The organism is Streptomyces sp. NPDC000594 (assembly GCF_040299965.1).
Lineage (GTDB): Bacteria > Actinomycetota > Actinomycetes > Streptomycetales > Streptomycetaceae > Streptomyces.
Window position 1 is genome coordinate 29,173 of record NZ_JBEPCY010000036.1, and the last position, 19,617, is coordinate 48,789.

Annotated in this window: 17 protein-coding genes and 6 tRNA genes; 11 read left to right on the forward strand and 12 right to left on the reverse strand. The window is 73.0% G+C overall.

Translation table 11 applies throughout. From position 1 onward, the window contains the following. Window positions 1-75: 75 nt before the first annotated feature. The 4 genes from ABT354_RS31670 to ABT354_RS31685 all read right to left on the reverse strand — a co-directional run bounded on the left by ABT354_RS31670 (window position 76) and on the right by ABT354_RS31685 (window position 433). Window positions 76-147: transfer RNA gene (locus ABT354_RS31670), tRNA-Val, on the reverse strand. Window positions 148-178: 31 nt separating this feature from the next. Continuing rightward, window positions 179-250 (reverse strand) — tRNA-Val (locus ABT354_RS31675). Window position 251: 1 nt separating this feature from the next. Then, window positions 252-325: transfer RNA gene (locus tag ABT354_RS31680), tRNA-Cys, on the reverse strand. A 35-nt stretch (window positions 326-360) separates the two neighbouring features. Further along, window positions 361-433, reverse strand: a tRNA-Gly gene (locus tag ABT354_RS31685). Between the two features lie 178 nt (window positions 434-611). Between ABT354_RS31685 and ABT354_RS31690 the strand changes: the two genes are divergently transcribed. The 3 genes from ABT354_RS31690 (at window position 612) to ABT354_RS31700 (ending at window position 3,493) form a co-directional block, all read left to right on the forward strand. Then, window positions 612-1,703 carry a chorismate-binding protein gene (locus tag ABT354_RS31690; RefSeq protein ID WP_351500169.1) on the forward strand — a complete coding sequence of 364 codons (1,092 nt, stop codon included), beginning with the start codon at window positions 612-614 and terminating at the stop codon, window positions 1,701-1,703. 37 nt (window positions 1,704-1,740) lie between these two features. Further along, window positions 1,741-2,571: an aminotransferase class IV gene (locus tag ABT354_RS31695; RefSeq protein ID WP_351500171.1), complete on the forward strand. Its 831-nt coding sequence runs from the start codon at window positions 1,741-1,743 to the stop codon at window positions 2,569-2,571. A gap of 82 nt (window positions 2,572-2,653) precedes the next feature. Beyond that, window positions 2,654-3,493 carry a GNAT family N-acetyltransferase gene (locus tag ABT354_RS31700; RefSeq protein WP_351500173.1) on the forward strand — a complete coding sequence of 280 codons (840 nt, stop codon included), beginning with the start codon at window positions 2,654-2,656 and terminating at the stop codon, window positions 3,491-3,493. Between the two features lie 40 nt (window positions 3,494-3,533). On the opposite strand, the gene ABT354_RS31705 is transcribed toward ABT354_RS31700, so the two are convergent. Then, window positions 3,534-4,061 carry a DsbA family protein gene (locus tag ABT354_RS31705; RefSeq protein WP_351500175.1) on the reverse strand — a complete coding sequence of 176 codons (528 nt, stop codon included), beginning with the start codon at window positions 4,059-4,061 and terminating at the stop codon, window positions 3,534-3,536. Between the two features lie 285 nt (window positions 4,062-4,346). Here ABT354_RS31705 and ABT354_RS31710 point away from each other — a divergent pair, with 285 nt between their 5' ends. Both ABT354_RS31710 and ABT354_RS31715 read left to right on the forward strand, forming a co-directional pair. Then, complete coding sequence (locus ABT354_RS31710) at window positions 4,347-4,820, forward strand: hypothetical protein (protein ID WP_351500177.1); 474 nt, start codon at window positions 4,347-4,349, stop codon at window positions 4,818-4,820. Window positions 4,821-4,976: 156 nt separating this feature from the next. Continuing rightward, a complete protein-coding gene (locus ABT354_RS31715; protein WP_351500179.1) occupies window positions 4,977-5,147 on the forward strand; it encodes a hypothetical protein in 171 nt (56 codons plus the stop codon). Window positions 5,148-5,219: 72 nt separating this feature from the next. On the opposite strand, the gene ABT354_RS31720 is transcribed toward ABT354_RS31715, so the two are convergent. Together ABT354_RS31720 and ABT354_RS31725 are read right to left on the reverse strand one after the other, a co-directional pair. Further along, window positions 5,220-5,777 carry a CGNR zinc finger domain-containing protein gene (locus ABT354_RS31720; RefSeq protein WP_351500181.1) on the reverse strand — a complete coding sequence of 186 codons (558 nt, stop codon included), beginning with the start codon at window positions 5,775-5,777 and terminating at the stop codon, window positions 5,220-5,222. A 209-nt stretch (window positions 5,778-5,986) separates the two neighbouring features. Further along, complete coding sequence (locus ABT354_RS31725; RefSeq protein ID WP_003959770.1) at window positions 5,987-6,400, reverse strand: SsgA family sporulation/cell division regulator; 414 nt, start codon at window positions 6,398-6,400, stop codon at window positions 5,987-5,989. Window positions 6,401-6,590: 190 nt separating this feature from the next. On the opposite strand from ABT354_RS31725, the gene ABT354_RS31730 reads away from it, so the two are divergent. After that, window positions 6,591-7,064: a TIGR02611 family protein gene (locus ABT354_RS31730; protein ID WP_351500183.1), complete on the forward strand. Its 474-nt coding sequence runs from the start codon at window positions 6,591-6,593 to the stop codon at window positions 7,062-7,064. Window positions 7,065-7,118: 54 nt separating this feature from the next. Next, window positions 7,119-7,190: transfer RNA gene (locus tag ABT354_RS31735), tRNA-Val, on the forward strand. A gap of 108 nt (window positions 7,191-7,298) precedes the next feature. On the opposite strand, the gene ABT354_RS31740 is transcribed toward ABT354_RS31735, so the two are convergent. Beyond that, complete coding sequence (locus ABT354_RS31740) at window positions 7,299-9,839, reverse strand: SCO7613 C-terminal domain-containing membrane protein (protein WP_351500185.1); 2,541 nt, start codon at window positions 9,837-9,839, stop codon at window positions 7,299-7,301. A gap of 161 nt (window positions 9,840-10,000) precedes the next feature. Between ABT354_RS31740 and ABT354_RS31745 the strand changes: the two genes are divergently transcribed. Together ABT354_RS31745 and ABT354_RS31750 are read left to right on the forward strand one after the other, a co-directional pair. Continuing rightward, window positions 10,001-10,498: an SRPBCC family protein gene (locus ABT354_RS31745; RefSeq protein WP_351500187.1), complete on the forward strand. Its 498-nt coding sequence runs from the start codon at window positions 10,001-10,003 to the stop codon at window positions 10,496-10,498. A 45-nt stretch (window positions 10,499-10,543) separates the two neighbouring features. Beyond that, window positions 10,544-10,615, forward strand: a tRNA-Val gene (locus ABT354_RS31750). 73 nt (window positions 10,616-10,688) lie between these two features. Here ABT354_RS31750 and ABT354_RS31755 read toward each other — a convergent pair. Beyond that, window positions 10,689-11,414, reverse strand: a complete 726-nt coding sequence (locus ABT354_RS31755) for a 3'-5' exonuclease (protein WP_351500189.1) — start codon at window positions 11,412-11,414, stop codon at window positions 10,689-10,691. A gap of 407 nt (window positions 11,415-11,821) precedes the next feature. On the opposite strand from ABT354_RS31755, the gene thrS reads away from it, so the two are divergent. After that, the gene (thrS, locus tag ABT354_RS31760) at window positions 11,822-13,798 is read left to right on the forward strand and encodes a threonine--tRNA ligase (RefSeq protein WP_351500191.1); all 1,977 of its coding nucleotides are present in this window, start codon (window positions 11,822-11,824) and stop codon (window positions 13,796-13,798) included. 48 nt (window positions 13,799-13,846) lie between these two features. Here the strand turns inward: thrS and ABT354_RS31765 are convergent, their stop codons facing one another. Next, window positions 13,847-14,518 (reverse strand): potassium channel family protein, encoded by a 672-nt coding sequence (locus tag ABT354_RS31765; RefSeq protein ID WP_351500193.1) that lies wholly within the window; start codon window positions 14,516-14,518, stop codon window positions 13,847-13,849. A 67-nt stretch (window positions 14,519-14,585) separates the two neighbouring features. On the opposite strand from ABT354_RS31765, the gene ABT354_RS31770 reads away from it, so the two are divergent. Continuing rightward, on the forward strand, window positions 14,586-15,155 hold the full coding sequence (locus ABT354_RS31770) for an HIT family protein (protein ID WP_351500195.1): 570 nt from the start codon (window positions 14,586-14,588) through the stop codon (window positions 15,153-15,155). Window positions 15,156-15,294: 139 nt separating this feature from the next. Here the strand turns inward: ABT354_RS31770 and ABT354_RS31775 are convergent, their stop codons facing one another. Both ABT354_RS31775 and ABT354_RS31780 read right to left on the reverse strand, forming a co-directional pair. Next, window positions 15,295-16,950: an AbeC-like domain-containing protein gene (locus ABT354_RS31775; protein ID WP_502983536.1), complete on the reverse strand. Its 1,656-nt coding sequence runs from the start codon at window positions 16,948-16,950 to the stop codon at window positions 15,295-15,297. Window positions 16,951-17,247: 297 nt separating this feature from the next. Continuing rightward, a complete protein-coding gene (locus tag ABT354_RS31780) occupies window positions 17,248-19,452 on the reverse strand; it encodes an elongation factor G-like protein EF-G2 (RefSeq protein WP_351500199.1) in 2,205 nt (734 codons plus the stop codon). Window positions 19,453-19,617 lie beyond the last annotated feature (165 nt).

Here is a 19,617-nt window from a genome sequence, read left to right on the forward strand (position 1 = left end):
GATCCGCCGGACCGAGGTCCAGCGGCTTTCACCTGCGGATATCCGGGGGACATCCACCGATGTGGTGCGGATGCGTGCGCGATACTGGGATTGAACCAGTGACCTCTTCCGTGTCAGGGAAGCGCTCTCCCGCTGAGCTAATCGCGCGGGGAAACCTCTGAATGAACAGCGGTTCCAGTGGACGATACTGGGATTGAACCAGTGACCTCTTCCGTGTCAGGGAAGCGCTCTCCCGCTGAGCTAATCGTCCATGGAGGTGGAGACGGGATTTGAACCCGTGTAGACGGCTTTGCAGGCCGTTGCCTCGCCTCTCGGCCACTCCACCCGGAGTGCAGGGGCTCGGGAAGACCCCCCACATCGAGCGGACGACCAGGTTCGAACTGGCGACCTCAACCTTGGCAAGGTTGCGCTCTACCAACTGAGCTACGTCCGCTTGTCTTTTCCGTTTCGCTCTCGCGTCCCGGCGACGTGTTGAACTCTAGCGGATTCCTGAGCCAGCACAAAAACGCGTTTGCCCAGCGTGCTGACGTGCGCCCGTCCCCCAGCGGCTGTGGAGCCCCCGCCCGGCGCCCGCCGGACGCGTCATCCGCCCCGGTCATAGACTCGCAGACGTGCACGACCTCGCTCCTCTCGCTCGATTCGGGCCCCTTGTGGCCACCGGCCTCCGGGATGTCACCAGTGACCCCGCGGCCCTGGACTCCGCCGGCTTCTGGGCCGTCGCGGCCGACTTTGAAGGCGGTCTGACCTGCGCACGCTTTGACCGGGTCGACCGCGCGCCGGTCCCCCCGGCGGTCCCCGGACAGTGGCGCGGACCCGCCAGGGACGCCTGGGCCTCCTCCCTGGACCGCGCGGGCTACACCGCCGGGGTCCGGCGGATCCGCGAGCACATCGCGGCGGGCGAGGTCTATCAGGCCAATCTCTGCCGGGTGCTCTCCGCCCCGCTGCCCGCCCCGGACCGCGCCGATGTGGACGCGCTGACCGCCCTGCTCGCCCGGGGCAACCCGGCCCCCTTCGCCGGAACGATTCGGCTGCCCGCCCACGGGGTGGAGATCGCCACCGCCTCGCCCGAGCTGTATCTCCGCCGGACCGGCCCGACCGTCGAGTCCGGCCCGATCAAGGGCACCGGACGTACCGCCGACGATCTGCTGGAGAAGGACCACGCCGAGAATGTGATGATCGTGGACCTGGTCCGCAACGACCTCGGCCGGGTCTGCGCCACCGGCAGTGTCACCGTCCCCGCGCTCTGTGCGATCGAGCCCCACCCGGGACTGGTCCATCTGGTCTCCACCGTCCGGGGCACCCTCGCCACCGGACACGGCTGGCGCGATCTCCTCGCCGCCACCTTCCCGCCCGGCAGTGTCACCGGCGCGCCCAAGTCCAGCGCCCTGCGGATCATCGACGCCCTGGAGACCGCCCCGCGCGGCCCCTACTGCGGCGGTATCGGCTGGGTGGACGCCGACCGGGGCACCGGGGAGCTGGCCGTCGGCATACGCACCTTCTGGATCGAGCGCTCCCCGGCGGCGGGCGCGGTGCTCCGCTTCGGCACCGGCGCCGGCATCACCTGGGGCTCCGACCCCGAGCGGGAGTGGGAGGAGACCGAGCTGAAGGCGGCCCGGCTGCTCGCGATAGCGTCGGCACCCGACGGCTCCCCGGCGCCGGACCCGCGCACGGCGACCACCGCCGAGGGGCCCGCCGGACGCTGAGCCGGGAGGAACGCCCTACGGCCGAGAGGAGCACCGCATGAAACTGTGGGTCAACGGAGGGCTGAAGGACGTCGAGGAGGCCACCGTCTCCGTCCTCGACCACGGCCTCACCGTCGGGGACGGGATCTTCGAGACCCTGAAGACCGTCCAGGGCCGCCCCTTCGCCCTCACCCTCCACCTCGAACGCCTCACCCGGGGCGCCGCCGCCCTGGGGCTGCCCGAGCCCGACGCCGACGAGATCCGCCGCGCCTGCGCGGCCGTGCTCGACGCCAACCCGCTGGACCGGGGACGGCTCCGGATCACCTACACCGGCGGAACGGCATCGCTCGGCTCCGAGCGCGGCGCGAGCCGGCCCACCCTGGTGGTCGCGGCCGGGGAGATGCCCCCGCGCCCGCCCACCACCTCCGTGATCACCGTCCCGTGGACCCGTAACGAACGCGGCGCGCTCACCGGGCTGAAGTCCACCTCGTACGCGGAGAACGTCCTGGCCCTCGCCCGCGCCACCGAGCGGGGGGCCGGCGAGGCGCTCTTCGCCAATACGGCCGGGCGGCTCTGCGAGGGCACCGCCTCCAATGTCTTCGTCGTCCTCGACGGCGAGCTGCACACCCCGCCGCTCGCTGCGGGACCGCTCCCCGGCATCACCCGGGCCCTGCTGCTGGCCTGGACCGGGGCGCGGGAGACCGATCTGCCGTTCGATGTCCTGGGCCGGGCCGACGAGGTCTTCCTCACCTCCAGCCTGCGCGATGTCCAGGGGGTCACCGCCGTCGACGGACGGCCGCTGCGGACGGCCCCGGGCCCGGTGACCGCCGAGGCCCTGCGGATCTTCGAGAAGAACGCGGCGGCCGACCGCGACCCGGCACTCTCCTGACCCCCGACCCCGACCCCCGCCCCGGTGAGGGATCCGCGAAACCCCGTGACGCGGGGGACCGGGGCCGGTACAACAGCCAGTGATGACCACCACCCTGCGGCCGAACGGGCCGCTCCAGCACCGGCCCGACGGCGCCCGGCTGCGCGCCTACGACGTCTGTGACAACGGACGGCCCGTCGGGGCCGTCGAGATCGCCACGGTGGGCCGCCTCGGCTCCTGGGCCGGGACCATCACCGGGCTGCGGATCGACCCGGCACAGCGGCGGCGGGGGCGGGGCACCATCGCCGCGCTCGCCGCCGAGGAGGTGCTGCGCGGCTGGGGCTGCGCCGAGGTCCAGATCTCCGTACCCCCCGACGCCGAGGCCGCCACCGGGCTGGCCACCGTGCTCGGCTACACCGAACGCGGCCGGAACATGGCCAAGGAACTCGGACCGGAGCCGCCCGCCCTCCCGGAGGGGGCCCGGGGGCGGCCCATGACCGAGGCCGAGTACACGATGTGGTCCGAGGCCAGCCTCACCCTGTACGCCCGCGACTGGGTCGAGCGCGGACTCACCCCCGAGCAGGCCCGTGACCGGGCCGAGGGCGCCCGCGCCCTGCTGCTCCCCGACGGCAGGGCCACCGAGGGCGTCTGGCTGTCCGTCCTGGAACAGTCGGGCGGCCGGGTCGGGTTCCTCTGTGTGGGCCGGCGCGAGGTGCTCCCCGGCCGGCAGGGGCACTATGTGTACGAGGTGGAGGTCGCCGAGGGGCGGCGCGGCGCGGGCCATGGGCGCTCGCTGATGCTCCTGGCGGAGCGGTACGCCCTCGCGGACGGGGCACGGCTGCTCGGACTCCATGTCTTCGCGGGCAACACCACCGCCCTCGGGCTCTACACCTCGCTGGGGTACCGCACCACGGCGGTCAACTCCGTGAAACGGCTGCTCTGAGCCGCCCGCCCCGGACCGGCGGGCGGGCAGGACGACGGGCTCAGGGCGCGGTGGTCCCCAGCAGCCGGTCGGCGATCTCCTCGATCCGGGCCCGCAGCCCCTCCTGGCTCTGCCCGCCGTCCAGCCGCTCACCGCCGATGACATAGGTCGGCGTCCCGGTGACCCCGAGCGCCTTGCCCTCGGCCTGGTCGGCGTCGACCATCAGGGTGTGCCGCCCGTCGATCAGCGCGGTGTCGATCTCCTCGGCGTCCAGCCCCAGCTCGCGCGCGGTCTCCAGCAGGACCGGCGCGCCCCGCTCCCGCAGCTCGTCCACCCGGGCGAGCAGCGCCTCCTGGTAGGCGCGGCCCGCGCCCTGCTCGGCCGCCTCCTCGGCGGCCTGTGCGGAGATGTAGGAGTACGTGTTCTTCTCCAGCGGGAAGTGACGCGCCTGGATGTCCAGCCGGTCCCCGTACCGCTCGCGCAGGGCATCGAGGTCGTCGAGGGCGGTACGGCAGTCGGGGCAGGAGAGGTCGCACCACACATCGAGGACGACGGGGGCGACGGCGCTGCCGGTGGGGGAGTCGTTCATGGGGCCAGTCTCCCACCGGCGGGTCTCCGCACCCCGGGGGCGTCCTCACCCGGGGTGGGGGCCGCCGGGGAGGATCGGCACCTGAGGAGGAGAATGTCCCCCAGATATCCCTGAGGTGATACGTGTCCGTGGCCCCGACGCCACCCTCCGGTGCAGGATGGAGGGGCGGCGGAGACGCGGAGCGGCCACCGGTGATCCGGGGAAGAACCGCGGCGGAGACCGCTGAGGAGACCGCAGCAGGGACACGGGCGTACCCGCTCGTGCCGTCGAAGCCAGGAGGACCGGATGATCGCCGAGACCATATGTGCCGCGGTGTCGGTGGCGGGCCTGGGCATCGCCGGGATCACCGCCTACCGCAGGCGTTTCCTCGCCGCGACCCGGATCGCCGCCTGGTCGCTGATCCCCGTCGGCCTGGTGCTGACGGGCGCGGTCGAGTGGGCGGTCGACACCGCCTTCAGCCCCACCGCCTGGATCGGCTTCGGCCTGCTGGGCGGCGCCTGGGCGCTCTTCGCGACCACCCGCGCGGTCGAGCGCCGCGCCGGGGTGCCGGGGCGCAAGGAGCGCCGGGCCGCCCGGGCCGCCGCCAAGCGGGAAGCCGTCGCCCCCACCGCGTCGGCGCCCTCCCTGGGCCGGGGCGCCGGTGCCACGGCGGCCCCCGGGAAGTCCGCCCCCTCGGGCGGTGCCAGGACCGGTGGCGCCAAGGCCGGCGGCGACGACTTCAGCGACATCGAGGCGATCCTCAAGAAGCACGGCATCTGAGCCGGGCCCTCCGCCGGGCCCCGCGCCCCGGGGCGCCACCGCCGCTCCCCGCCCGCGCGGGTCCCGGATCGAACGCTTTCGCTCTGATGAACTCGCCCTGCCCAGGGGTGTGTTGGGTCACGGCCCCGGTGCGGGCTGCGCCATCATCGCCCCGAGATGCTCGATACCTCCGGGGGCCAGGCCCCCGCACCCGCGAACGACCCGAATGACCCGAACGAACCGAAGGGCTGTCTCTTCGCGCTCTCCCAGCCACCCCTGATGATCTTCCTGACCGTCATCGGGCTGCTGCTGCTGATGGCCGCCGTGCACGATCTGTTCCTGCTGTGAGGGGATGTCCGGTACGGGGATGCCCTCGGGGCGGGCGTCGCCCGGGGCGGCCCTCCGCACGACGGCGCGACCTCATCCGGCCGCCTCGCGGCGGCGGGCGCGATAGGCGGCGACATGGAGCCGATTGCCGCAGGTACGGCTGTCGCAGTAGCGGCGGGAGCGATTGCGGGAGAGATCGACGAAGGCCCGTCCGCAGTCGGGGGCCTCACAGCGGCGCAGCCGCTCCCGCTCGCCCGCGACCACGATGAAGGCCAGTGCCATGCCACCGTCGGCGGCCAGATGGTCGGCGACGGAGGCGCCCGGCGCGAAGTAGTGCACATGCCAGTCGTAGCCGTCGTGATTGGTGAGCTGCGGGGTGGTGCCCGCCGCCGCCACCAGCTCGTTCAGGAGTTCGGCCGCGACCGCGCTCTCCCCGGTGGCGAAGACATCGGCGAACCGGCTCCGTACGCCCCGGACCGCTCGGAGATCCCGTTCGCCCAGGTCGCCCACATCGCTGATGTCATGTCTGCGGACGAATTCCCGCAGTGCGCCGAGATCCTCCAGACCGTCTGCCTGATCGTTATCCGGTGCGGTGTTCACCAGATCGATCACCGCGTCGAGCGCAATTCTGGTGTCGTGGGGGATCAGCACGATTCGCTCCCTGGCCTGCTACGGGCCGGTGCCCGCGGAATTGCGCTGACTCTAGCGGTTCGCGTGAACACGCATAGGCGCCGTCACCGCGCGGTAAAACGCGGCCACGACGCCTGTGTTGGGTGCTCTATGCGGTTGTGCGCCCTATGCGGTGTCCGCGCGGCGCCGTCTCCCCGAGTAGGACGGCGCCGTGCGGTGCTGGGCCTGGCTCAGCTCTCCGCCAGGATGTGCGACAGCTCCGTGTCCAGGTCGAAGTGACGATGCTCGGTGCCGGGCGGTACGGCGGCGTCGGTCCGCTTCAGGAACGACTCCAGGGCCCGTGCCGGGGCTTCGAGCAGGGCTTCGCCCTCCGGGGAGCTGAGTGCGATGCAGACGACGCCCTGACCGTGGCTGCGTGACGGCCAGACCCGGACATCGCCCGTGCCGGTGGGCCGGTGCAGGCCCTCCGCGAGGAGGTCGCGGGCGAAGACCCATTCGACCGTCTCCTCGGCTCCGGTGTGGAAGGTGGCGTGCACGGCATAGGGATCGGCCGTGTCATACCGCAGGCCCGCGGGTACAGGCAGTGAGGACTCGCTCGATACAACGAGGCGCAGGTGCAGCTCGCAGCTGACCGTGGTGTTCATAAGCGCCAGGGCCTTTCGCTCAGTGTGCGCTCGGGGATTCGCACGTCGGCGAAATCGACATGCCACCTACGGTGCCGTTGTAAACCCCTCTGAGGGTTTTGGGTGTCTTTAGGTACCCCTAACGGCGGAGTGATTGTTCGTCCCCTGGGACCATTCCGGTGACTGCGCTGCGTCAGGTAGATTGACGTCTATGAATACGGGGAGTAACGCTACGGAGGCCGTGGTGGCTGACGGGGCAGCGTCGGCGCGGAGCGGCCCGACAGCTCCGGCAAGCGAGGACCACGTGAACGAGAAGCCGCTCGGCTCACGCGCGCCGGAGTTCATCAAGAGACGCCGGACCCTGCATATGAGCTGGCAGGTCGGCGTTTTCGTGGTCGGGCTCGCGGTGGTCGCCGCAGGTGTGGCGATGCTGGTGCTGCCCGGCCCCGGCTGGGTCGTGATCTTCGGCGGTATGGCGATCTGGGCGACCGAGTTCGTCTGGGCCCAGCTGGTGCTGCGCTGGACCAAGCGCAAGGTCAGCGAGGCGGCTCAGCGTGCCCTCGACCCCCGCGTCCGGCGGCGGAACATCATCCTCACCACCATCGGCTGTGTGATCTGCGCGGTGCTGGCGGGGCTCTACCTCTGGAAGTTCGGCATCACCCTGCCGTGGAAGATCGACTCATGACCCCGAGAGGGTCCGAGGTCCCCGCTGACATGGGGTAATGTTGGCGCTGCGCCCGGGCGATTAGCTCAGCGGGAGAGCGCTTCGTTCACACCGAAGAGGTCACTGGTTCGATCCCAGTATCGCCCACAAGAACGAGGGGGGAACGGTTCCTGGAACCGTTCCCCCCTCGTCGTGTTCGGTTCTGTTCGGTTCTCTTGGGGTCCCGTCGCCGCCCCGCCCCTCGGGGCCCCTGGCTCAGTGCAGCCGGCCCAGCGCCCTGCGTGCCCGGCGCACCTCCCGCAGCCGCTGCTCATAGGTGGCGCCGACGGCGAGCAGCAGCGCTCCGGCGAGGGCGGGCGGCGCCCAGCGCGGCAGCGCGTCCACCACCTGTACCGCGTACGGGGCCAGCTCATGCGCCGTGACCAGCGCCAGGACCGCGCCCCCTGCCGTCAGCGGGGCCCGCAGCCGGTGGTGCGCGCCGAGGAGCGTGACCACCAGCGCGGCCAGCCCCAGCAGCAGCGGACGGAGCCAGTGACCGTCCCCCAGGAGCGCCGGGAGGCTCGGCCCCAGCCCGAGTGCCAGCCCCGGCCCGTACGCCGCCCAGGAGTCCGTCTCCGGGGCGCGCCGCCGCCGTACCGCCCCCACCACCAGCGCCGGGATCGCCAGGGGCAGGGTGAACGCCTCCGGGGTCGTGATCTCCCACGCCGCCAGCCGGGCCCAGGTCGCCAGCAGGAAGAGCGCCGCCGACGCGCCAGCGGCGAGCCGCCGCCGGTCCTCCCGTACCGCCGTGGCCGCCGCGATCACCCCGCCCGCCGCGCACACCAGCGCGAACATCGGCAGCTCCGGGGAGGCGGCCAGGGCCGCGAGCGCGCCCACGGCGATGCCCGACGCCTCCAGCGGCACCGTCACCGGGTGGCCCCGCAGCGCCCCGGCGACCAGCGCCACCAGCGCGGGCACCACGACGAGCAGCAGCCCCGTGGCACCGTCGGTGAGATCGGCCGCCCGTGCGACGGCGAGCAGCAGCGCGGTGGCGGCGGCGACGGCACCGCAGACCACCGCCGAGCGGACCGCCCGCCCGGCCCGGGAGACCACCGCCGCCGCGACCAGGGCGGCGAGCAGAAGGCCGAGGACCGAGAAGGTGGCGGTCCGGGTCGCCAGCGACAGCAGGGCCGTGCTCACCGCCCCGGCGAGCGCGCCGCCGACGGCGACCGCCCCGGCCGCCGAGGGCCACCGCCCGTCCCGGACCGGCAGCCCGGCGACCGCCAGCGCGACCACCGTGACCAGCGCCTGGACGGCCAGGGTCGCCCCGTAGCCGAGCCCCACCGCGGCGGGCCCCAGGAAGGCCGCGGCCCACCCCAGACCCACCGCACCGGCCGTCGCGACCTCGGAGTCCGCCCGGCGCACCGCGGCGGACAGCTGCCCGGCGGGTGCTCCGGCCGGGACGGATCCGGACTCGGTGGATGCGGTGGATGCGGTTGACTCGGCGGAGTCGGTGGCTCCGGTCGTGGCGGGCGACGGCAGCACACGGGTGAGCGCCGTCAGGGCCAGGGCGCAGAGCAGCAGCACCGCGCAGGCCGCCGCCGGGGTCGCGCCGGGGGAAGCGGAGGCGAGGGCGGCCCGTGCGTCGGGGGCCGGTGCCGTCCAGACCCCGTCGAGCAGCGAGAGCGGCCCGGTGAGCGCGAGGAACAGCGTGGGCACCGCCGTGAGCAGGACCACCGCGTGCACCCCGCCCGCCGCGCCCGCGAGGCCCGCACGGACCGGCGCGGACAGCCGACCCCGTACCGGTGAGTACAGCGCCGCCGCCACCGCCGTCGCGCAGAGGAGATACGCCGGTCCGGCCCAGCCATCGGGCAGTCCGGTACGGATCACCGCCCCGGCGCCCGCGATCAGCGACAGGGCCGCCATGGAGGCGAGCACCCGTGCCGCGACGGCGTGCGCGGTGCGCGCGGCGACGGCCAGCGCCACCCCGGCCGCGACGGTCAGCAGCGCCGCCGGACCGGCCGTCTGCGCGAGGGAGGCCACCGGCAGGGTGGCGGACCCCGCGAGCAGCAGGGCGCCGCCGCCGGTCAGCGCCGCGCCCACCACGGCCGTGCGGCGGACGGCCGCCCGGCCCGCCCGGAGCGCGACCACGGCCGTGCCCGCCGCCGTCACCAGCAGCGCCCACTCCAGCGCCCACCCGGGAGCGCCGGACACCGCCGCGAGCGGCAGCGGGAGTTGGGCCGCGACCACCGCCGAGGGCAGCGGGATCCGCAGCGCCGGTACGACCCTGCCGTACCCCGCCCAGACCCCGGCCAGCACCGCCGCCGCGCCCGCCGCGTACCCCGTACCGTCCACTCCGGAGAGGGCGACCCGGTGCAGGGCGTACGCGTCCAGCGCGGTCAGCGCCAGCCCCAGCGCGCCCAGCGACTCCGCGGTGGAGACGAGCCCCCGGCGCAGCAGGACCAGGGGCGCCCCGAGCGCCGCCGCGGTGGCGCCGCCCAGGACGGCCGCCCGGCCGCCGATGCCCAGATGGCCCCAGCCCACCAGGGTGAACGCCACGGCGGCGACCACCAGCAGCAGTCCGCCCAGGGCGAGCAGGGTGTTCTGGGTACGGGCCGCGGAGGCCTCGGGGGATACCGGCGCCCCGGGGGACGAGGGGGCGGGAGCACCCGGGTGCGCGGCCGGCGCCTGGAGGGCGGCGACCAGCCAGGCCCGCCGGGTCAGCAACCGGCCCCGGTGGGCGTCGAGTCGGAAGAGTTCACGGTCGACAGCCGCCAGTTCCCCGGCGAGGGTCTCCCGGGTGACACCAGGTTTCATACCGGCGAGTGTGGCCCGCGCCACCGGGCCCGGACATCCGTACAGGTACTCAGCCGGCCGGTGAGTACGGGGAGGCCCGCGCACCCGGGACCCCCCGGCACCTCCCCGTACACCCCGGCACGCCGCACGGGCCGCCGCTCACCGTGCCGCACACTGCGGACATGGACAGGAACCGCTTCCGCTTCCATACCGTCTGGGAGCTGCCCGCCCCGCCGGACGCCGTCCGCGCCGTTCTGGAGCGGGCCGGTGACTACCCCCGCTGGTGGCCCCAGATCCGGGAGGTGGTCCCCCTCGGCGAGGGCGCCGCCGCCGCGCGCATCCGCTCCGTTCTCCCGTACGAGATCCGGATCACCGCCCGCGCGCTGCGCCGGGACCCCGCCGCCGGGGTGCTGGAGCTGGAGATGGAGGGCGATCTGACCGGCCGGGCCCGCTGGCGGCTGACCGCCCACGGGGACGGCACCCGGGCCGTCTTCGACCAGGAGGTGGTGGTGCGGCGGCCGCTGCTGCGCCGGCTGACCCCGCTCGCCCGCCCGCTGCTCCGGGCCAATCACACCCTGATGATGCGGGCCGGACGGCGGGGGCTGACCGCGCTGCTGCGCCGGGGCGGCCCCCGGCGCGCCCCGGATCCCGGGACCCGGGAGGGCCTCGGGGGCCGATGAATTTGAAGGCGGCCCACCGGGGCCTGTATGGTTCAGTCCGTTCCCGGGCGATTAGCTCAGCGGGAGAGCGCTTCGTTCACACCGAAGAGGTCACTGGTTCGATCCCAGTATCGCCCACACAGGAAAGGCCGGTCCGTCGTCGACGGACCGGCCTTTCGCCGTCCCCGGCGCGCTCGCGCGCACGCTCCGGTCAGGCGACGGCGGGCAGTTCGGAGCGGAGCGGCCAGGCCGGGTCCACCGTCTCCGGGGTGCCGCTGCGGGCGAACCACGCCTGGAGCCCCCGGGCCTGCGCGGCGTGCCAGGCCCGCTGGAGGGTGTGCAGCTCCGCCGGGGTCAGCCGCTCCATCCGGGGGGCGAAGCGCCGGGCCACCGCCCGGGTCACCTCCAGTGCGGCCATCGCGTCGGCCGCCGGGTCGTGCGCCCCGTCGAGCACCACCTCGTACTGGGAGCAGAGATCGGTGAGCTTGCGGCGGCCCTTGCGGTAGCGGTCCAGCTGGCGGTCGAGGACCCGGGGGTCCAGCACGGTCAGCGGGGTCCGCTCCAGATAGCGGGCGAGCGGGGCGGCCCGGTGCCGGCGCAGCTCACGGTCGAGGATCGTCAGATCGAACGGGGCGTTCATCACCACCAGCGGGCGGCCCGCCGCGCACTGGTCGGCCAGCGCCCGCGCGATCTCGTCCATCACCGGCGCGGGCCAGCGGCCGTTGCGCTGGACATGGTCGTCGGTCAGCCCGTGCACATCGGTGGCCTCGGGCGGTACCGGGATCCCGGGGTTCACCAGCCACCGGGTGATCCGCGGGCGTCCCCCCGCCGTCTCCTGGACCACGACCGCGGCGGACACGATGCGGTCCTTCTCCACATCGACCCCTGTGGTCTCGGTGTCGAACGCGGCCAGGGGGCCGTCGAACCAGAGCGTCATCCCTCGTTACTCCCCGAACTCCCCGCCCCCGCCGGGCAGATGGCGGCCACCCGCTGTCGCTTCGGTGATACCCCTGTGGTTTGCGCCGTACGCGGGCGCCGGGAACACGGTTGGCGCACGCGCCGGCTGACGGGCCGCCGGGGGCGGTGAGCGGGTGGGGACAGTGGGCGGGGGAGACCGGGCGGGTCCGGCGGCCCTCGGTACCCCGCCCGGCTCTCGTGGTCACCGGGTGTGACGGTGTGGATACGGGGACCCGCGCCGCGGCCGCCACGCCCGGCGGGGCGGCCGGGAGGCGGTCCGGCGGCGGTCCGGGGGGAATCCGTTTCGCGGCCGGGCCCCCGGGCTCGGTACGATTCAAGGCGCGCGCAGTATCCGCTGGCGCGACCCCCAGCCGTCAGGAGAGACCGGTGTCAGACGTCCGTGTGATCATCCAACGCGATTCCGAGCGGGAAGAACGCGTGGTGGCCACGGGCACGACGGCCGCGGACCTCTTCACCGGTGAGCGCTCGGTCGTCGCCGCCCGGGTGGCCGGCGAGCTGAAGGACCTCACCTACGAGGTGCGGGACGGCGAGGAGGTCGAGCCCGTCGACATCTCCTCCGAGGACGGGCTGAACATCCTGCGCCACTCCACCGCGCATGTCATGGCCCAGGCCGTGCAGGAGCTGTTCCCCGAGGCCAAGCTCGGTATCGGCCCGCCGGTCAAGGACGGCTTCTACTACGACTTCGATGTCGAGAAGCCGTTCACGCCCGAGGATCTCAAGGCCGTCGAGAAGAAGATGCAGGAGATCCAGAAGCGCGGCCAGCGCTTCTCCCGCCGGGTCGTCGGCGACGACGAGGCCCGTGCGGAGCTGGCGGACGAGCCGTACAAGCTGGAGCTGATCGGCCTCAAGGGCTCCGCCTCCAGCGACGACGGCGCGGATGTCGAGGTGGGCGCCGGTGAGCTGACCATCTACGACAATCTGGACGCCAAGACCGGCGAGCTGTGCTGGAAGGACCTCTGCCGGGGTCCCCACCTGCCCTCCACCCGGAACATCCCGGCGTTCAAGCTGATGCGCAACGCCGCCGCGTACTGGCGCGGCAGCGAGAAGAACCCGATGCTCCAGCGGATCTACGGCACCGCCTGGCCGACCAAGGACGAGCTGAAGCAGTACCTGGAGTTCCTCGCCGAGGCCGAGAAGCGCGACCACCGCCGGCTCGGCTCCGAGCTGGACCTCTTCTCCGTCCCCGACGAGATCGGCTCCGGCCTCGCCGTCTTCCACCCGCGCGGCGGCATCGTCCGCCGGGTGATGGAGGACTACTCCCGCAAGCGGCACGAGCAGGAGGGGTACGAGTTCGTCTACACCCCGCACGCCACCAAGGGCGCCCTCTTCGAGAAGAGCGGCCACCTGGACTGGTACGCGGAGGGCATGTACCCCCCCATGCAGCTCGACGGTGGTACGGACTACTACCTCAAGCCGATGAACTGCCCGATGCACAATCTGATCTTCGACGCCCGGGGGCGCTCCTACCGCGAGCTGCCGCTGCGGCTGTTCGAGTTCGGCACGGTCTACCGCCACGAGAAGTCGGGTGTGGTGCACGGACTGACCCGTGCCCGGGGCTTCACCCAGGACGACGCGCACATCTACTGCACCCGTGAGCAGATGGCCGAGGAGCTGGACCGCACCCTCACCTTCGTCCTCGATCTGCTGCGGGACTACGGTCTGACCGACTTCTATCTGGAGCTGTCCACCAAGGACCCGGAGAAGTACGTCGGCTCGGACGAGACCTGGGAAGAGGCCACCGAGGTGCTGCGGGAGGTGGCCGTGAAGCAGGGGCTGCCGCTCACCCCCGACCCGGGTGGCGCCGCCTTCTACGGCCCCAAGATCTCCGTCCAGGCGCGGGACGCCATCGGCCGGACCTGGCAGATGTCCACCATCCAGCTGGACTTCAACCTGCCGGAGCGGTTCAACCTGGAGTACACCTCCCCGGACGGCTCCCGGCAGCGGCCGGTCATGATCCACCGGGCCCTCTTCGGCTCGATCGAGCGGTTCTTCGCGGTGCTCCTGGAGCACTACGCGGGCGCCATGCCGCCGTGGCTGGCACCGGTCCAGGCGGTCGGCATCCCGATCGGGGACGCCCATGTCGAGTACCTCCAGTCCTTCGCGGCCGACGCCCGGAAGCGGGGCCTGCGGGTCGACGTGGACGCCTCCTCGGACCGGATGCAGAAGAAGATCCGCAACCAGCAGAAGCTGAAGGTCCCGTTCATGATCATCGTCGGTGACGAGGACATGAACGCGGGCACGGTCTCCTTCCGCTACCGCGACGGCTCCCAGGAGAACGGCATCCCGCGCGACGAGGCGCTGGCCAAGCTGGAGCAGGTCGTCGCGGACCGCGTCCAGGTCTGACCGGCCGGACACCTCCGGATCGGCCTGGCACGCCGCGCCTGACAGTGATTACGGGGCTCCCGGGGTTCTCCCCGGGGGCCCCGTGTCCTCGTCCAGGGTGAAGGTCTGGATCAGCCAGGACGAGAACGAGCCGGTCACCGCCCCCAGTAGCGCCATGCCCCCGGCCATCATCCCCACCGCCACGGTCCGCCCGAGCGCCGTCACCGGGGTGACATCCCCGTACCCCACCGTGGTCAGGGTGGAGCAGGCCCACCAGACCGAGTCCCCGAAGTCCTTGATCGTGGCCCCCGGCGCCCCGCGCTCCGCGCTGTAGACGGTGAGCGCCCCGGCGAACCCCAGCAGCAGCGCCGAGATCCCCGCGTACGCGATCACCCGCGCGTACAGCGACAGCCGGGCCTCGGCCCGCCGGCGGTGCACCGTCTCGTAGAGCTGGACGATCCGCAGCGGGCGCAGCAGCGGCAGCAGCACCACCAGGGCGTCCATCGGATGCCGGTGGAGGAAGGCGGCCCCCTCGCCGCTGAGCCGCCAGCGCACCGCATAGTCGATCACGAAGAGCGCCCAGGTCCCATAGGTCACCGCCAGCAGCAGGTCCTTCCAGCCCGGACCGAGCCCATGGGCGAGCACCCGGACCGCGTAGCAGCCGAGGAACAGCCCCGAGGCCACGAACAGCGGGACCTCGGTGCGCCGCCGCCACCGCCACAGCCTGCTCTCTTCGTCCATCCGCCCAGCATCGCGGGGCGGGCACCGCCTCCGCCCCCGGCGACACGTTCCGTATGGGGGACGCCATATGCTGCACAGCATGACGAGTGAGCCGGAGCAGCAGATCGGAGTGGGGACGCCCGACGCGTTCCAGCGTCTGTGGACGCCCCACCGGATGGCCTACATCCAGGGCGAGAACAAGCCGAGCGGGCCCAAAGCCGGGGACGGCTGCCCCTTCTGCGACATCCCCGCCAAGTCCGACGAGGACGGGCTGGTGATCGCGCGCGGCTCCGCCGTGTACGCGGTGCTCAACCTCTACCCGTACAACGGCGGGCATCTGATGGTGGTCCCGTTCCGCCATGTCGCCGACTACACCGAGCTGGACGAGGAGGAGACCGCCGAGCTGGCCCTCTTCACCAAGCGGGCGATGACGGCGCTACGGGCGGCCTCGGGCGCCCATGGGTTCAACATCGGGATGAACCAGGGCCTCGCGGCGGGGGCGGGGATCGCCGCCCATCTGCATCAGCACATCGTGCCGCGCTGGGGCGGGGACACCAACTTCATGCCGGTCGTCGGGCATACGAAGGTGCTGCCGCAGCTGCTCGCGGACACCCGCTCGATGCTGGCGGCGGTCTGGCCCGCCGACCAGGAGGACTGAGCCCTCCGGCTGTGCCCCCGCCGTGCCCGGCGCCCCGGGCCCGGCGCCCGGCACGGCCCACCGGCGGACCCACAGCGGACAGGGAACGGCCCCGGCCGGCGAGGATGCCGACCGGGGCCGTGGACCGTCCTGCCCGGGCTCAGGCGTCGTAGAGGTCCGCCTTCTTCGGTGCCGCGTCCTGGATCCCGCCGCCCACCGCGAGCGAACGGCCCGCGAAGCGGTCGGTGTCCACGCCGTTCTCCTCCAGCACCTTCAGCGCCGCCGCGTGCGCCGCCCGCAGGACCGGGGTGGCGGCGCGCAGCGCGTCGTCCGCCATGAACCGGTGCCGCCACGGCTTCTCCGCCCAGGCGTGCCGCAGTCCGAAGGGCTCCGGCAGCGCCAGCTTGCCGCCGAGGAAGTCCAGCAGCGGCGGATACCAGGTCAGCGGGGCGCGGACCATCAGCCGCACCACTTCCTTGGTGTCCACCAGCGGCAGGGTCCGGGTCCGGGTCTCCCAGAAGCGGATCGTCTTGTTCACCGTCACCGTCTTCGGCGAGGACTTGGTGGTGAACAGGCCGTGCACCGGCCCCAGAGCGTGTCCGGTGACCTCCACCCGCAGCGTCTCATGGAGCACCGTGACCGTGATCATCATGGTGATGATCAGCTGGCCGTCCCAGAGGGTGAACTGGACCCCGAGGTAGTGGCGGTTGCCGCTGCCGAACTGCTGGTGGTTGCAGATGCGCTGTATCTCGTGGCCCTTGATCTGGAAGTTGTCCACCTCCTGGCCGCTGGGCCGGGAGACCGAGCCCGCTCCCTCGGCGACCGGGCAGACGATCCAGTGCTTGACCGAGGGGGTGGGGAAGCCGCCCGAGTTCAGCGGGCCGCGCTCCAGCAGCTTCAGCCGGTCGTGGATCGCCCGGATCACATCCCAGCTGCGGAACTGGTTGATCTCCTTGCCGGGATCCCGGGGGACCAGTTCCTCCGCCAGCTGCCAGCTGCCCCAGCGGGTGCCCATGCCCAGGATCCCCTTGGGGCCCGCGTAGAAGGCGGAGTTGGAGTGCTGCTCGGCGGTGAGCTTGTGGAGCCCCTGGCGCAGCTGCTCACGGGACTTGTCACCGGGGTTGCCGGGCACCGCGTCGGGCACCTTGGCCCCGATGCCGCTGCCGCCCGCCAGATCGTCCCAGCGGGCCCGCAGATCCTTCGCGGTGGACTCGCAGATCCGCTGCGCCAGCAGCCAGCCCACCACCGGGGCGATGATCGCGCCCCGGAGGTAGAAGGCCCAGAACCCGGCGAACGGCAGCCGGATCAGCAGCAGCAGCGCGAACAGGCCGAGGGCTATGAGCAGCGCGGTCCCGAGGAATCCGGCGTGCTTGTTCTGTGCCCCGGCGATGGTGCGGCGCAGCTGGAAGACGGCCATCCAGGCGAGCAGTCCGGGCAGGAACAGCAGCCCGCAGACGACCATGATGACCGTCAGCCTGGTGTCGCGCTCCTTGCGGATATGGGCGGCGGCGAGACAGTGCTCGACCACCGTCTGGGGCTCCATGCCGAAGGACTGGATCAGCGCGCCGCGCGCGCCGCCCAGCATCCGCACCTTGACCGCGTGGGAGAACGCCTCGCCGAGGTTGGGCTCGAAGAGGGAGAGTTTCCCTCGTTTCACCTCGGACTTGTGCCACTCGTTGTTGGCCTTGAGGATGTCCTCGGCCGGGCTGTCACGGTACGCGGCCGAGGCCAGCGCGTGTGTCGCCGCGGTCTGTCCGGCCGATCCCATGAGCGGAACCTGTGCTCCGGGACTGAAATCGAAACCGTCACTCGTCACTTACCGCCCCCATCGCCGCTTCACCTCGCTGTGCGGCCTGTTCCCGACCGGCGCGCCCGGCACACCTGTGAGCTGGGCGCCTCAGCGTATCCGGGGTGTGTCGTCTGCGTCACGGGAGTTGACGGGCCGGACGGAAAAGCCGCGGAGTGTGCCGGAAAGCGACCGTCCGCGCGGGCGGCTCCCCTCAGGGCGCGGAGGGGAGCGGAAGGGCGCGGCCGGGCGCGGTGGGGGCACGGCCACACTCCGGCCGCGCCCCGGACCACCCCGGGCCGCCCCGGCGGTGGGTCGGGCGGTGGGTCAGGCGGCCGTTCCCTCCGCCCGGACCCGGTCGGCGATGTGCGGAGGCATCGGCTCATGACGGGCGTACGCCCGCGCGAACTGCCCGGTGCCATGGGCGAGGGAGCGCAGATCGATCGCGTACCGGCTGATCTCGATCTCCGGCACCTCGGCCCGGACCAGGGTGCGGCCCCCGGGCGCCTGTTCGGTGCCGACGACCCGGCCGCGCCGTCCCGAGAGATCGCTCATCACCGGGCCCACATAGTCGTCGGGGACCAGCACCCGCACCTCGGCCACCGGCTCCAGCAGATGGAGCCCGGTCCCCGCCGCCGCCTCCCGCAGCGCCAGCGCGCCCGCCGTCTGGAAGGCCGCGTCGGAGGAGTCCACCGAGTGCGCCTTGCCGTCGAGCAGGGTGACCCGGATGTCCACCAGCGGATGCCCGGCGAGGAGACCGCGTGCCGCCTGGGCCCGTACCCCCTTCTCCACCGAGGGGATGAAGGAGCGCGGCACCGCGCCGCCCACCACCTTGTCGACGAACTCGACGCCCGCCCCGGCGGGCAGCGGCTCCACCGCGATCTCGCAGATCGCGAACTGGCCGTGGCCGCCGGACTGTTTCACATGCCGCCCCCGCCCGGTCGCCCGGCCGCCGAAGGTCTCCCGCAGCGGCACCTGGTACGGGACCACATCGACCCGGACCCCGTACCGGCCGCGCAGCCGCTCCAGGGCCACCTCGCCGTGGGCCTCGCCCAGACACCACAGCACCACCTGATGGGTGGCCTGATTCTGCTCCAGCCGCAGGGTCGGGTCCTCGGCGGCGAGCCGGGCCAGACCCTGGGAGAGCTTGTCCTCGTCCGCCTTGCTGTGCGCCCGTACCGCCAGCGGCAGCAGCGGGTCGGGCATGGTCCACGGCGCCATCAGCAGCGGGTCGTCCTTGGCCGAGAGGGTGTCCCCGGTCTCCGCCCGGGACAGCTTGGCCACACAGGCCAGATCCCCGGCGATCACCCGGTTCAGCGGGCGCTGGTGCCTGCCGAACGGGACGGTGAGCGCGCCGACCCGCTCGTCCACATCGTGGTCCTCGTGCCCCCGGTCGGCCAGCCCGTGCCCGGAGACATGCACGGTCTCATCGGGCCGCAGGGTGCCGGAGAAGACCCGGACCAGCGAGATCCGTCCCACATAGGGGTCGGAGGAGGTCTTCACCACCTCGGCCACCAGCGGTCCGTCCGGGTCGCAGCCGAGCCGGGGCCGGGGGGCGCCACCGGGGGTGGTCAGCTCCGGGCACTCGCGCTCCGGCGGGGTCGGGAAGCCACCGGTGATCAGCTCCAGCAGCTCCACCGTCCCGAGCCCCTGCTTCGCCCCGGGCGGCGCGGGCGCGGCCACCAGCACCGGATGGAAGGTGCCGCGCGCCACCGCCTTCTCCAGGTCCTCGACGAGGGTGCCGAGATCGATCTCCTCGCCCGCCAGATAGCGGTCCATCAGGGTCTCGTCCTCGCTCTCGGCGATGATCCCCTCGATGAGCCGGTCGCGGGCCGCGTCGATCACCGCCGTCCGCGCGGCGTCGGGCGCGCTCTCCTTCCGCTCCCCGGCCGTGTAGTCGAAGATCTTCCGGGAGAGCAGCCCCGCGAGCCCGGTGACCGGGGCGTGCCCGTCCGGGCCCGCCGGGCCGTACTGGGGCAGATAGAGGGGGAGGACGGCGTCCGGGTCGTCCCCGCCGAAGAGCCGGGAGCACACCTCGATCAGCTCGTCGAAGCCGGTCCGCGCGGTCTCCAGATGGGTGACGACGATCGCCCTCGGCATCCCCACCGCCGCGCACTCCTCCCACACCGCCCGGGTGGCGCCCGCGACCGCCGACGCCTCCTGCGCCGCCGAGACGACGAAGAGGGCCGCGTCCGCCGCCCGCAGACCGGCCCTCAGCTCCCCGACGAAATCGGCGTAGCCGGGGGTGTCCAGTAGATTGATCTTGTAGCCCTCCCAGGTGACCGGGACGAGCGAGAGCTGGACGGACCGCTGCTGGCGGTGCTCCATCTCGTCGTGGTCGGAGACGGTCGAGCCGTCCTCGACCCGCCCCGCCCGATTGACCGCCCCGGTGGTCAGCGCCAGGGCCTCGATCAGGGTGGTCTTGCCCGCTCCGCTGTGGCCGACCAGCACCACATTCCGCAGGGACGTGGGCCGGTCGGCCGCTGTCGCCCGGCCGGCGGCTCCGGGGTGGATGTGCGCCTTGTCGCCCATGGATGATGCCTCCCGATCGATCCGGTCGTCCGCACCGACGGCGGGGCGTCGATGGCACGGTGGGGGACCCTCTCTCACCGAGCGCCGCGGGAACGCGGGAGGTCCGGACGGTGCCGAGGGCCGCGCGGCGGCCCGCGGAGGGCGTCCGGGGGCGGCTCCGACGCG